Origin of the sequence: Paraburkholderia mimosarum LMG 23256 = NBRC 106338, assembly GCF_000739815.1 — a bacterium.
GTDB lineage: Bacteria > Pseudomonadota > Gammaproteobacteria > Burkholderiales > Burkholderiaceae > Paraburkholderia > Paraburkholderia mimosarum.
On record NZ_BBJJ01000018.1, the window covers coordinates 88,205 to 100,339 of the forward strand.

A 12,135-nucleotide genomic window follows, 5' to 3' on the forward strand; every position below is an offset into this window, starting at 1 on the left:
GCCCGGAAAGCACCTAAACAGGACCTCTCAGGAGACAACCTCATGTTCAGGAAGAAAGCCGTATTCGCCGCCGCCCTCTGCCTCGGTTTCGCGCTGCAAGGCGCGCACGCCGCCGACAAGCAGCTCAAATCGGTCGGCATCACCGTCGGGTCGCTCGGCAATCCTTACTTTGTGACGATCGTGCACGGCGCCGAAGCGAAAGCGAAGCAGATCAATCCGAACGCCAAGGTCACGGCCGTTTCCGCCGACTACGACCTCAACAAGCAGTTCACGCAGATCGACAACTTCATTTCCGCGCACGTGGACATGATCCTCCTGAACGCGACCGATCCGAAGGCGATCGAGCCCGCGGTGAAAAAGGCCCAGGCGGCCGGCATCGTGGTCATGGCCGTGGACGTGGCCGCCGCGGGCGCCAACGCCACCGTGCAGACCGACAACGTGAAGGCCGGCGAGATTTCATGCGAATACCTCTCGAAGAAACTCAACGGCAAGGGCAACGTGATCATCCAGAACGGCCCGCAGGTCTCGGCCGTGATCGACCGCGTGAACGGCTGCAAGCAGGTGCTCGCCAAGTCGCCCGGCATCAAGATCCTCTCTGACGATCAGGACGGCAAAGGCTCCCGCGAAGGCGGCATGAACGTGATGCAGGGCTACCTCACGCGCTTCCCGAAGCTTGATGGCTTGTTCGCCATCAACGACCCGCAGGCCATTGGCAGCGACCTTGCCGCGAAGCAGCTTCATCGCAGCAACATCGTGATCACTTCGGTGGATGGCGCGCCCGATATCGAAACGGCGCTCAAGTCCGATACGATGGTGCAGGCGTCGGCCAGCCAGGACCCGTGGAAGATGGCGCAAACGGCCGTGCAGGTGGGCTACGAGATCATGAACGGCAAGAAGCCCGCCAATCCGATGATCGAGATGACGCCGCAACTCGTCACGCGAGACAACGTGAGCAGCTATAAGGGCTGGTCGTCGCCGCACTAATCAGCACTTTTCAGCACCAGGCGCGTGTGTGCAGGACGCCGCTGCCCGCACGCGTCAGCTAACGCGCAGACCTCACGCGCATTCGATGCGGTTGCGGCCGCCTTTCTTTGCGCGGTAGAGCGCGAAGTCGCTGCGCGCGAGCGCGGCTTCGGCGCTCGGGTCGGCGGCGTTCATGAGCGCGATGCCGATGCTCACGGTGAGCGCGACCGTCTCGCCAGCGACTGCGAGCGGTTGCGCGGCGAAGCGCTCCTGTATGCGCTGCGCAAGGCTTCGCGCGCCGTCGAGTTCGGTGGCAGCGAGCAGGATCGAGAACTCCTCGCCGCCTATGCGCCCCGCGAGGTCGCCTGCTCGCAGTTGCGTGCGCAGGATTTCGGCGAAATGGCGCAGTACCTCGTCGCCGATCGCGTGGCCCCAGCGGTCGTTGATCGACTTGAAGTGGTCGAGATCGCACATCATCACGGCCGCGCCGGCGCCGCCATTGCGCATATGCGCGAGCTGCGCCGCGATACGCGCCATGAAATGGCGGCGGTTCGGCAATTGCGTGAGGCTGTCCGTGCTCGCGAATTCCTGCAGCTCGGCTTCGATCCGCTTGCGATCGGTGACGTCCGTGATGAAGCCGTGCCAGACCGTGGTGCCGTCGGCGAGCCGCTGCGGCCGCGCATCGCCCTGGCGCCAGCGCAAGCCCTGCTGCGGCAGTTGTACGCGAAATTCCAGGTGCCACGGCGTGAGATGCGCCGCCGAGTGCTCGAACGATGCGCGCCACGCGTCGAGATCGTCGCGATGGATCAGCGCGTCGACGCACGCCGTGTCGTGCGCGACCTGCCCGGGCGTGAGCTCGTAGATTTCCGCGATGCCTGCGCTCGCATAGGAAAAGAATGCGCGGCCGCCCGGCGACTGGCGGCGCTGGAACACGAGGCCCGGAACCTCGTTCGTAAGATTGGTGACGAGCGCCGCGCTCTCGCGCAAGCGCTCGGCCATTTCGCGCATCGAGGTGATGTCAGTGGTCGTGCCGATCATGCGCAGCGCACGTCCCTCCTCGTCGTGGCTCATGACCTTGCCGCGGCTGCAGATCCACTTGTAGCGGCCATCCTTGCAGCGGATGCGATGCTCGACTTCATAAGAGGCGGTGAGGCCGTCGAAGTGCGCCTGCATCGCGGCCTTCACGTACTCGCGGTCCTCGGGATGCAGGCGCTCGATACTGTCTTCGATCCGGTTCGTCAGCTCGTGCTCCGCATAGCCGAGTATCGCCTTCCATCCCGTCGAGTAGTGAATCTCGCCCGTCACCACATTGCGATCCCAGACTCCCGTGCCGCTGCCGGCAATGGCGTACGAGAGCAGGCGCTCATGCTCGCGCAGGGCTTCGAGTTCCGCGCGCAGCGTGAGGGCGTCTTCTGCGTAGCGTCGATGGCCGTTATTCGCGGCGAGCGCCGGCGACATGGCCAGCACTGCGGCCACACGCGCGAAGTCGCCGAGGCGCGCGCGCTCCGTGGCATCGAGCTCGCGCGGCTCGGGGTCGATCAGGCAAAGGCTGCCCACGTGCTCGCCGTGCGCGTTGCGCAACGGCGATGCGGCGACGAAGCGAAACGGCTCGCCCGCGCGTGCAAGCATGCTGCGCCACGCAGGATTCCCAGTCATGGCGGACACCACGAGCGGCTCGCGCGCGCCGCTCGCACCGGCCTCCGGCGCGAGCGCACGCAGGGCCTCGCAAAGCACTTCGTCCACACTCGTGCCCAGCCCTCGCGCGGCCAAGACGTCGCCTGGCACGATGCAAGCCGCCGCCACGCCGAAATGCGACGCCACGAGACGCAACAAGCCTTCGAGCGCGAGGTCCGCTTCCCCGCGCGTGGCGTCGGCAACGATCTCCCCCGCTGCGGCGGCGACCGAAACCGCATGCTGGTGCGTGCTCAACGGATCGCTCCCGTCGGCGGCGGCCTGCCGCCCCGGCGCGCGCGCAAGCGTGGCGTCGTTGGAGGGCGGAACGGCCTCGGGCGTCGACGAAGGAACGGTCATGGCATGCGCTCGAACGGAAAAATCGAGCGCCTAGTATATAGCGTGCGACTTTGCGGTCCGGCGGGGCCTCCACAAGCCCAGCGGGCGAGCGGAAAATCTCGCCGTTGCGCGCCTGGCCGCGCAGGCGGTCGATGGCGCGCAGGGGCTTCAGGCGCGCTGCGTGTCTGACCATAGCGTCACGATCCGCGAAGGCGTCAGCTCGAAATCGCACGTCACGTCGTTGCGCGACAAGCGCACTCACGTCATCTCCGGCTCGCCGTTTCGCCGCCGGCGGCGAAAGAACTGCCACATCATGGCCGTTGCATTGGGCCCCCGCGCCGAATGGAACGGTTCGCGCGGGTCGCCGCCGCTCCAGGCATGTCCCAGGCCGTGCACGACGCAGACCCTGACGACGAGCCGCCCCGATTTCAGATAGTCGGTGTATTCCACGGCTTCTCGGCCGTAGGTCCGCATCTCGCCGACGCGCAACGCGCCCTGCTCATCGACCAACCGGTTGACGCGCGCAAACTGAATGCCCAGTTGTGCGGCATTGCGTTTCGCAACAACGGCATCGACTTCGCCCTGCACGATGATGGCCGGCATGCCGGGATGCGCGAAAACGTCGATAGCGGCGTCGATCAGGCCCACGGGGTCTTCCCGGCTGCCCCGGCGCATGACGTTCATGGCGCTCATCGTGGACTCTGCCGCGCCGAAAACCGGCCCCGAGTGCAAGCCGACTGCCGCAAAGAGGTTCGGGTGACGTACCGCGAGCGCGGCCGCGAGCCCGGCCCCCGCAGAAATGCCGGCCAGATAGACGCGCTCCCGGTCGAATCCGTGTTCGCGCACGATGGCCTCGACGAGCGACGCGACGGCCGGCCCCTCGGACTCGACGTGCTCGCCGTGCCAGTGCCAGCACCGTTGCGCATGCGCGGTGCTCGCCTGTTCAGGGAGCAACACCGCGAATCCCGAGCGCTCCGCAAGCCGGCAGATCCGCGTGCCCGCGGCGAGCGATTCCGCCGTTTGCTTGCAGCCGTGCAGCATCACCACGAGCGGCATGCCCGCATCCGGCGGCTCCGTCGCGGGCAGGTAGAGCGCGTAAGCGAGATGGTTGACGAGCCGCCCTGCCAGCGGCGGCGCGGAATGATATGAACGCAGCCACCTGCCCGCCGCGCCGGGCGACGGCGAACGCGTTTCACGCGACTTGTCGAGACGCCTGCCCGGCGTCTTGACGGGCCCCGTCTTCGCCGGCCCCGTTTTGCGCGAGCCGGCCTTTTTCTTCGGGCGGGCGCCGCTCGTACGGGTGAGCAGTTCGAAGCCTCTGATCCAAACGCTGGTCTTTTTCCGGGGCATGAGCAATGGCGTCGCTGTGGCGCTGTTGGCGGTTCATCATAGCCCCGCAAATTGCTCGCCGGGTTTTGCGCGTCCCCCGTCCGATATGGCCCTTCCTCGTCTATCAATCTATCGTATGCGATTAATTCTTATGCGCTTGACAAGCGACTCTGCTTTGTCCATTATTCGACGCATGCGATTACATCGCATGCGATCTACACCATCACTGCAGACTTTTCAAGGAACCCCATCATGACCACGATCGAAAAAGTCATCTTCTCCGGCAACACTCACACCACGATCAACCGCGATCCGGCGGTGGAACGCGGCGAGCACGGTGCCGTCGATATCCGACTGTCGGCCCCCGGCGGCGAGAACCACGAGTTCATCGGAGCCGCACCGCACCCGAGCGCCGAGCAGTTCTTCGCGGGTGCCTGGTCGGCTTGTTATATGGGCGCGCTCGGCATTGCCGCTTCACTCAGGAAGGTCGAGTTGCCGCCCGAGACTTCGGTCGATATTCAGGTCGATATCGGTCAAACGGGGCCGGGCTGGTTCCTCGGTGCTCATTTTGCCGTTCGCCTTCCCGGACTCGCGCAGGACGTCGCCGAAGCCATCGCGCACTCGGCTCATCAAATTTGCCCGTATTCCAAGGCCGTGCATGGAAACATCGACGTCGCCATGAACGTCGTCACGGCGTGATCCAACCCACGACCCTTTAGCTAATCCACTTCACTTTTGTATGCGAGATCCGATCATGAAGACCAAGCTCATCGTTGTGCTGTTCGCCGTTCTTTCCGCCTCCGTTGCCGCGCCCGCGTTCGCCAGCGGCTATGGCCCGGCGCCCGGCTATCGGCCCTCCATAGGCGCCCCGGAATCCCAACGGGGTCAAAGCCTGCAGACGCTCGCCGCCAGCACCTCCGGCAATAACGGCGCTCAAGGGGCTCGAGCGGCTCAAGCGGCCCAGGCGACCCAGGCGACTGAAGCGGCATACGGTGGCGTCGCTGGCTTGCGCTCGGAGTCGGGCGGACCTTTTATCGGCCAGCGCGACACGCTTTTTGCACATCACTGAGTGCGTCCGGCGACGTCCTGACCGGCATGCTGGCATCTCGCCGCGGCATGCCGGTCCTACCGGAAAAAGGATCGGCATACCCTCTTAAGTTGAGCGCGATATAATCGCATGCGATAAACATTCATTGCCATGGCCCGAGGAGGATCCCGATGAAAACAACGGAACGTTCCGCGGAGATGCCGCTCTCCGATTTTCTGTGCTTTGCGGTCTATTCCACCAACCTGGCTTTCGGCAAGGCTTACAAGCCGATGCTAGAAGAGCTTGGGCTCACCTACCCGCAATACATCGCGATCGTCGCGCTCTGGGAGGAAGACGACCAGACCGTGAGCGGCCTCGGTGAAAAGCTGTTCCTCGAATCGAATACGCTCACGCCGATGCTTAAGAAGCTCGAGGCGATGGGTTATCTGGAACGCAGGCGCGATCCGGAAGACGAGCGCCAGGTGCGCGTGAGTCTCACGAAGAGCGGCCGGCGCCTGCGCGAAAAATGTCTAAAAATGGACCTGACCGACGCCACCGCGCTCACGCCCGATGACTTCACGAGGCTCCAGAAACAGATCGTCACGCTGCGCGAGAACCTGATCAAGCACGTGCAAAGCCGCTAGGCGCCGCAAGAGAGCGTTCGTGCTGCACGCTGACCTGCGGCTTGCCGCACGGGTCCAGATCACGCAACAAGCACGCGGGCGGCGATCGGGCCGCCGCCTGCGCTCGCCGTTGTTACAACTCCACGGGAATAGCTACCCGCCTGCAACGGTATACCCGTTGCAGTCCCCATTGAAGCGACCGCGTCCCCGCAGGTCGCCGAAACAGGCTATTTCCTAAGGAGTTCGAAATGAATATCCGCCGCCCGCTTTTCGCCTCGCTCGTTGCGCTGGGTTGCCTCGGCGTGCTTCCCCCCGCATTCGCCCAGGGGCTCACCCGCGCCGAGGTCCGCCAGCAGTTGATCGACGCCCAGGCCAACGGCTCGCAATTCGTCACCGATAGTTCTTATCCCGACGTGAGCCCCGTCTTCGCGCAGCAGGCCGCCCACGCGAAGGCGCAGCAGCAGCCCGACGCCATGGGCGCGCCCATGCAGGGCAAGAGCGATTCCGGCGCGCCACACACGGCGTGCGTGGGGCCGGTCAGCTTCTGCAATCTGTATTCGGGGAGCTGAAGCGAGCGCCGCCTTCCCCGCCACAAGCCGGCTGCCCCGCAAGTCGCCAGCGGGGCGACTTGCGCGCTTTTCCTGCGCCGCTTGCTTCCGTCCTGGCGCGCCGCGAAGCCGGCGGCGCGCCGCCTTCCATGCGCCGCGCATCGCCTGTCGCTCCAGGTTTGCTTCTTGCGTGTGCTACAGGACAAACCCTTCCCCCCAATTGTCTTGTAGCGTGTCTACACTATGTATGTCGGCATGCGATTGCTAACGACATTCGCCTGCCGCCCGCCAGCACGATGAACACTGGGAGGTGTGCTGTGCTCCGCCTGATCTTCGCCCGCACTTCGCGCCCTGCGGCCGCGCTCGCGCTCGCGCTTGCCAGCGCTTTCTGTCACGAGGCGAACGCCGCAACGCCTCCCACGGCTTCGGCCAAACCCTCGGCAGCCGGCGTGCCTGCGGATAAGGCCGCCGGAAAGTCGGCCGTCAGCAGCGCTGCGCAAAAGCTCGCCGCCGAGAAGCCTGCGGCTACCGCCATGGCCACACCGGACTTCTTCTCGCTCGCCGAACGCTACGGGCCCGCCGTCGTGCACGTGATCGCGCGCAGCACCGAAGACCAGACCGCGCCGCCCGAGCAGGCGGCCATCGACGACGCCGATCCTTTCTCCGCGTTCTTCCGGCGCCCCACGCAGCCCGCGTCCGACCCCGGCGCCGCAGCGCCGCGCGTGATGACGGGCGTGGGCTCCGGCTTCATCGTGAGCCCCGACGGCGTCGTGCTCACGACGGCGCATGTCGTCGACGGCGCCGAGCAAGTCACCGTGCGGCTCACCGACAAGCGCGAGTTCAAGGCGGAGGTGGTCGCCGTCGATCCGCTGAGCGACGTCGCGGTGCTGCAGATCGACGGCCACGATCTGCCGTTCGTGAAGCTCGCCGACTCGGCGAAGGTCCACGCCGGCGAGCCGGTGCTATCGATCGGGTCGCCGGACAGTTACCAGAACACCGTGACGACGGGCATTGTGAGCGCGGCCTCGCGCACGCTGCCCGACGGCAAGGCGTTCCCCTTCCTTCAGACCGACGTGGCGTTCAACCCCGACAATTCCGGCGGTCCGATTTTCAATCGCGCGGGCGAGGTGATCGGCATCGACGTGCAGATCTACGCGGACGTCGGCCGCTATGGAGGCCTGACCTTCGCGATTCCGATCGACGCAGCCAATCGCTTCCGGGCCCAGTTGCAGGCGCGCAAGGCGGACCCCGCGACGAGCGCCGATGCGGCGAAGCCCGGAAGCGCCGGCGGCCCTGCCAGGATCCGCACGTTCGGCATGCAGGTGGAAGACGTGAGCCCCGGGCTCGCAGCGGCCCTTGGCTTGCCGCATGCGGGCGGCGCGCTCGTCGACGCTGTCGATCCTGCCTCGCCCATGGGCCGGGCGGGCATCCGGACCGGCGACGTGATCATGCAAGTTGGCAACAAACGGGTCGACCGGGCCGCGACGCTCGCCGCCGCGCTCGCCGCCGTGCCGCCCGCCACGCCAGCCGCGCTCAAGGTGATCCGCAACCGGAAGCCGGCCGTGGCCGGCTTCTCGAACACGGCATTCGACGCCAAGGCGGCGGATGCCGCGCAGGGCACGACAGCCGAGCAAACCGCACCCGTGACGCAGGCGGCGCAGGCACAGACGGCAGAAAATACCGACGATCCCGCCGCACCTGCCGCTGCGGATACGGTAACCAAGTCGTCGCCGGCTGGCGCGCACCACGTCAAAACAGTCATGACGGACTCGGGCGCCCAGCTCGCCCAACCAGCCGCCGCGCCGGCGCCGCGCGTTGCCGCCGACCGGCTTGGCCTCGTCGCGCACGCGCTGAGCGAAGAGGAAAAGCGCTCGACCGGGCTGCCGCTGGGCCTCATGGTGGATGCCTCGACCGGGCCCGCCGCGAAGGCGGGCGTGCGGCCCGGCGACGTCGTCGTGTCGTTCGACGACACCATGGTCGAAACGCAGGAAGAAGCCGCCGCGCTCGAAGCGAAGGCGACGAAAAGCATGTCGCTGCTGATCCAGCGAAACAATGCACGCAGCTTCGTTGCGGTGAAGCTCAGGTGACAAACCGATGACGAGGGCGCGGCATCGAAGCCGCGCCCGCCGGCCGCGCGCTCAGCGCGGCGTCAATTGCGCATAGACGTCGTGCGCGAGCTGCAGCAGCGCGTGGCGGTCGATGCCGCCCGAAAGCGCGTAGCCGAAGTCGCCATCCACCCAGTAGAACACGTTCACCGGACCATCCTGATAGAGCTTGAACGCGGTGGTGTTGGCGCTCGTCCTGCGATGGGAGATGCACAGCGTCACGCGCTCCCCACGGGCGTTGTGATACATGAACTGTGCGACCTCGCCGCCGTCGTCGCCCGCCAGCAAACGGCCGCCCGAAAGCGCGAAGCCGCTTTTGGAGAGCATGGGCGCATGGACGTTGGTGCCGAGCCGGTTCGCGAGCCACTTCACGAAGTCCTGCTCCTGGCTGTCGTCCATCGTGTCCGGGCGCACCACCGCCGGCATGTAGACGACATGCGCAAGCGCCGCCTGCTGCGCGAAACGCATGGTGTTGTCCGCGTTCACCGCGCGCAGATCGCCGCCGTCCGCCGTTGCCGCCGCACCGCCGGAGACGCCCGTGCCGCTCATGCCAAAGTGCATGCCCCAGCCGATTCCCACGCCCAGCACGAGCGCTGCCGCCAGGCCCGCGAAGCGCGGCCAGTTTGCCGCCGGACCCGGCTTTCGCACCGCCGGCGCCGCAACGCGCAAGCGCGTGGGCAGCGGCTCGTTGAGCACGCGGTCGTAGCGGTCGTGCAGCAGGTTGTTGAGCGCGAAGAAGTCGCTCGCGCGCGCGGCCAGCTCGGGGTTGCGCTCGAGTTCGCGCTCGACGTCGGCGCGGCGCGCCTGGGAAAGCGTGCCGTCCACGTAGGCGTGAATTTCGTCTTGCGTGACGGGATCGGTTTGCTCGCTCATCGCACCACCTTCAGATTCGCACGCGGGACGGAACCGGCCATGAGCGCGCGAAGGCGCTCACGTCCCCTCGACAGGCGCGACATGACCGTGCCGATCGGTATGTCCAGCGCCAATGCGACATCGGCATAACTCATTTCCTCCAGGCCAACGAGGAGCACGACCTCGCGCTGCTCCACGGGCAGACGTTGCAGCGCGTAGTCCAGATCGCGCACTTCGAGCGCGCTGGTTTGCATGGCGGGCACGGCGTAGTCGGTTTCGGGCACGCTTTCGTCGTCCACGGAAACGTGCGCGCCGCGCGCGGCCGACTTGCGCACCTGGTTCACGAAGATGTTGTGCATGATCGTGAACAGCCACGCGCGCAGGTCGGTGCCGGAACGAAACAGTTCCGTACGGGCGATCGCGCGCTCCAGCGTGTCCTGCACGAGGTCGTCGGCCAGCTCGCGGTTGTTGATCAGCGCGCGCGCGTAGCGGCGCAGGCGCGGCACGTGCTCTATCAGCTCGTCACGGATGTCCATGTTCCATCCTGGATTGCTGCAAGGTCATTGCGCGGGGTGCGTCGTCGCGCGTGTCGTCCGTTGCCGTCATGTTCCGTCGCCTGGCCATTGCCCTAATGCGGCGGCGCCAGCGTCGCGAGGTCTGCCGCGCGCATCAGGCCGCGCGTTCGCGCGTCGCCCGCGAGCACCCAGCGCGTGCCGCGCGCTCTCCACATCAAAAGACGCAGCGGCCCCGCGCGATGCGCGCTCCACTGCGGCGCGTCGGACGCGAGCCAGGCGCGGCCCGCCAGCAGCACCACGCGCTGGCCGTCGCTGCTCTCGTAGAGGTAACGCTGCGCGCTCGCGAACGGCCCGACCCTCACCTCGCCGCCGCCCAGAAAGCGCATGCCTGCCGGGCGGAAATCGAACGGCGGGCGCGCCGCGCCTTCCGGCAAGGCCTCAGGCCGCGCGTTTTCGCCCTCCATGAGCGCCATGACCGCGGCGTTGTTCAACATCTGCTGCGACGGCTCCGACACCGCGACCCATGCCAGCGCCACGCCTGCGAGCGCAAGCGCGGCGGCGAAAGCGATAGCGTAGCGCAACACCCGCGCTCGCCGTGCCGGCGCGGTGCGCGGCTGCGCTGCCCGCGCCGCCTGGTCCGCCTGCTCTGGAAACGCGTCGCGGATCTGTGCGTTCAGGCGGCGGTAGAACAGGATGCGGTGCCACTCGCCCGGCCGCCCCGCAAGATAGCGCCGCACGTGCGCCGCCCGCGCGCCGGCGAGCGTACCGTCGCTATAGGCCTGGATATCGGCTTCGGAGACCGGCGGCTGGTGGAGCGGCCCACGGAACTTCATGATGAGCGTGCAGCGATGCTGAAGGGATGGCGATGCGGGGCTAACGCGCGGCGGCCCGGGATTATTCCGCCGCGCGTGTCGAAATTTCTCGTTGCGCCTCGCCGATGTTCGAATACTTCCCTTACAGGTGCATGCCAGCGCCCTCCACTGGGCGCGCACCCTCGCCACTGTTCATCGCAGAGCCGTATGCACCGAAGGTCGATGTCTGCGACTCGCGCGGCGGTCGGTCCCCGGCGCGATCGCGCCAGGTCCAGGTTCCCGCGCTCACCCTCGCCCCGCCACCTGCGTGGCGAACGCCACGCGGTTGCGTCCGTCCCGCTTGGCGCGGTACAGCGCTGCGTCGGCCGCCTCGATCAGCGCCGTTTCCGCCAGCCCCGGCGCCGGCGTGAGCGTCGCCACGCCGATGCTGATCGTGAGGTGCTCGCTCACCGCAGACCCCACGTGCGGCAACGCGAGCGCCGCCACGTCGCGGCGCATTTTCTCGGCCAGCAGGCGCGCGCCCGCGCTCCCCGTGCCCGGCAGCACGACGGCGAACTCCTCGCCGCCGAAGCGCGCCACGAGGTCGCGGGGCTGGAGAATCTCGCGACGGATCGTCGTCGCCACGGAGCGCAGCACGTTGTCGCCGGCCACGTGGCCATAGGTGTCGTTATAGGGCTTGAAGTAGTCCACGTCGATCATCAGCAGCGAGACTTCGGTGCCTTCGCGCTGCGCGCGCTTCCACTCGACACTCAGGAATTCGTCGAGATAGCGGCGGTTCGAGAGGCCCGTCAGACCGTCCGACTGCGTGAGGCGCCGCAACTCCAGATTCGCCTTTAGCAGCTCCTGCTGCGAGCGCCGCAGCGCACGGTACGCTTCGTCGCGCTGGAGCATGTTTACATAGGAGCGCGAATGATATTTCACTCGCGCGATGAGCTCGATGCTATCGGGCAGCTTGACGAGATAATCGTTCGCGCCCGAGGCGAACGCCGCGCTCTTGATGGCAGGCTCTTCCTTGGTGGAGAGCACGATGATCGGCACGTCGCGGGTCGCCTCGTTGGCGCGGTAGGCCCGCACGAGCGTGAGACCGTCGGTGCCCGGCATCACGAGGTCTTGCAGGATGACGGTCGGGCGCACTTCCTCGGCGGTGCGCACCGCCTGATCCGGATACGCGCAGTAGTGGAAGTCGATCTCGCGCTCGCCCTCGAGCGCCCGGCGCACGGCCTCGGCCACGATCGCCTGGTCGTCGACGAGCAACACCATCATCGGCATGTCGGCGGGCAGCGTTTGTTCGAGCGCGCTACGCACGGCGTCCAGCGCGAGGGCGAGCGAAGCGTCGTCGGGGCGGCCGGGG

The 12,135-nt window shown here is 66.9% G+C and carries 12 protein-coding genes; 6 read left to right on the top strand and 6 right to left on the bottom strand.

Annotation, left to right across the window (positions count from 1 at the left end):
• Window positions 1-42 precede the first annotated feature (42 nt).
• Window positions 43-984 carry an ABC transporter substrate-binding protein gene (locus tag BMI01S_RS15645; RefSeq protein WP_028231006.1) on the top strand — a complete coding sequence of 314 codons (942 nt, stop codon included), beginning with the start codon at window positions 43-45 and terminating at the stop codon, window positions 982-984.
• 72 nt (window positions 985-1,056) lie between these two features.
• Here the strand turns inward: BMI01S_RS15645 and BMI01S_RS15650 are convergent, their stop codons facing one another.
• The gene (locus tag BMI01S_RS15650; RefSeq protein WP_081723410.1) at window positions 1,057-2,994 is read right to left on the bottom strand and encodes a sensor domain-containing diguanylate cyclase; all 1,938 of its coding nucleotides are present in this window, start codon (window positions 2,992-2,994) and stop codon (window positions 1,057-1,059) included.
• Between the two features lie 237 nt (window positions 2,995-3,231).
• Window positions 3,232-4,323 (bottom strand): extracellular catalytic domain type 1 short-chain-length polyhydroxyalkanoate depolymerase, encoded by a 1,092-nt coding sequence (locus BMI01S_RS15655; protein WP_028212760.1) that lies wholly within the window; start codon window positions 4,321-4,323, stop codon window positions 3,232-3,234.
• Between the two features lie 231 nt (window positions 4,324-4,554).
• Here BMI01S_RS15655 and BMI01S_RS15660 point away from each other — a divergent pair, with 231 nt between their 5' ends.
• The 5 genes from BMI01S_RS15660 to BMI01S_RS15680 all read left to right on the top strand — a co-directional run bounded on the left by BMI01S_RS15660 (window position 4,555) and on the right by BMI01S_RS15680 (window position 8,587).
• On the top strand, window positions 4,555-5,001 hold the full coding sequence (locus BMI01S_RS15660; RefSeq protein WP_028231007.1) for an Ohr family peroxiredoxin: 447 nt from the start codon (window positions 4,555-4,557) through the stop codon (window positions 4,999-5,001).
• A 55-nt stretch (window positions 5,002-5,056) separates the two neighbouring features.
• Window positions 5,057-5,371 (top strand): hypothetical protein, encoded by a 315-nt coding sequence (locus BMI01S_RS15665; RefSeq protein WP_028231008.1) that lies wholly within the window; start codon window positions 5,057-5,059, stop codon window positions 5,369-5,371.
• Window positions 5,372-5,520: 149 nt separating this feature from the next.
• The gene (locus tag BMI01S_RS15670; protein WP_028212763.1) at window positions 5,521-5,973 is read left to right on the top strand and encodes a MarR family winged helix-turn-helix transcriptional regulator; all 453 of its coding nucleotides are present in this window, start codon (window positions 5,521-5,523) and stop codon (window positions 5,971-5,973) included.
• A gap of 227 nt (window positions 5,974-6,200) precedes the next feature.
• Window positions 6,201-6,521 carry a DUF4148 domain-containing protein gene (locus tag BMI01S_RS15675; protein WP_028231009.1) on the top strand — a complete coding sequence of 107 codons (321 nt, stop codon included), beginning with the start codon at window positions 6,201-6,203 and terminating at the stop codon, window positions 6,519-6,521.
• 296 nt (window positions 6,522-6,817) lie between these two features.
• A complete protein-coding gene (locus tag BMI01S_RS15680) occupies window positions 6,818-8,587 on the top strand; it encodes a trypsin-like peptidase domain-containing protein (RefSeq protein ID WP_051381414.1) in 1,770 nt (589 codons plus the stop codon).
• 51 nt (window positions 8,588-8,638) lie between these two features.
• Here the strand turns inward: BMI01S_RS15680 and BMI01S_RS15685 are convergent, their stop codons facing one another.
• From BMI01S_RS15685 to BMI01S_RS15700, 4 genes are all read right to left on the bottom strand, one after another.
• Window positions 8,639-9,478, bottom strand: coding sequence for an anti-sigma factor family protein (locus BMI01S_RS15685; protein ID WP_028231010.1), 840 nt, complete (start codon window positions 9,476-9,478; stop codon window positions 8,639-8,641).
• Entirely contained in the window at window positions 9,475-9,993 is a 519-nt protein-coding gene (locus BMI01S_RS15690; RefSeq protein WP_028231011.1) for a sigma-70 family RNA polymerase sigma factor, read from the bottom strand. The genes BMI01S_RS15685 and BMI01S_RS15690 overlap by 4 nt, the downstream gene beginning before the upstream one ends.
• Window positions 9,994-10,085: 92 nt before the next feature.
• Entirely contained in the window at window positions 10,086-10,805 is a 720-nt protein-coding gene (locus BMI01S_RS15695; protein ID WP_036044968.1) for an anti-sigma factor, read from the bottom strand.
• A gap of 264 nt (window positions 10,806-11,069) precedes the next feature.
• Entirely contained in the window at window positions 11,070-12,053 is a 984-nt protein-coding gene (locus BMI01S_RS15700) for a diguanylate cyclase (RefSeq protein ID WP_238327922.1), read from the bottom strand.
• Window positions 12,054-12,135: the final 82 nt, after the last annotated feature.

What these genes read in the sequence shown, in the direction of transcription:
- BMI01S_RS15695 (WP_036044968.1), bottom strand. Translation starts at nt 10,805, where the DNA reads ATGAAGTTCCGTGGGCCGCTCCACCAGCCGCCGGTCTCCGAAGCCGAT.
- BMI01S_RS15670 (WP_028212763.1), top strand. Translation starts at nt 5,521, where the DNA reads ATGAAAACAACGGAACGTTCCGCGGAGATGCCGCTCTCCGATTTTCTG.
- BMI01S_RS15660 (WP_028231007.1), top strand. Translation starts at nt 4,555, where the DNA reads ATGACCACGATCGAAAAAGTCATCTTCTCCGGCAACACTCACACCACG.
- BMI01S_RS15655 (WP_028212760.1), bottom strand. Translation starts at nt 4,323, where the DNA reads ATGCCCCGGAAAAAGACCAGCGTTTGGATCAGAGGCTTCGAACTGCTC.
- BMI01S_RS15685 (WP_028231010.1), bottom strand. Translation starts at nt 9,478, where the DNA reads ATGAGCGAGCAAACCGATCCCGTCACGCAAGACGAAATTCACGCCTAC.
- BMI01S_RS15675 (WP_028231009.1), top strand. Translation starts at nt 6,201, where the DNA reads ATGAATATCCGCCGCCCGCTTTTCGCCTCGCTCGTTGCGCTGGGTTGC.
- BMI01S_RS15690 (WP_028231011.1), bottom strand. Translation starts at nt 9,993, where the DNA reads ATGGACATCCGTGACGAGCTGATAGAGCACGTGCCGCGCCTGCGCCGC.
- BMI01S_RS15650 (WP_081723410.1), bottom strand. Translation starts at nt 2,994, where the DNA reads ATGACCGTTCCTTCGTCGACGCCCGAGGCCGTTCCGCCCTCCAACGAC.
- BMI01S_RS15645 (WP_028231006.1), top strand. Translation starts at nt 43, where the DNA reads ATGTTCAGGAAGAAAGCCGTATTCGCCGCCGCCCTCTGCCTCGGTTTC.
- BMI01S_RS15700 (WP_238327922.1), bottom strand. Translation starts at nt 12,053, where the DNA reads ATGCCGATGATGGTGTTGCTCGTCGACGACCAGGCGATCGTGGCCGAG.
- BMI01S_RS15665 (WP_028231008.1), top strand. Translation starts at nt 5,057, where the DNA reads ATGAAGACCAAGCTCATCGTTGTGCTGTTCGCCGTTCTTTCCGCCTCC.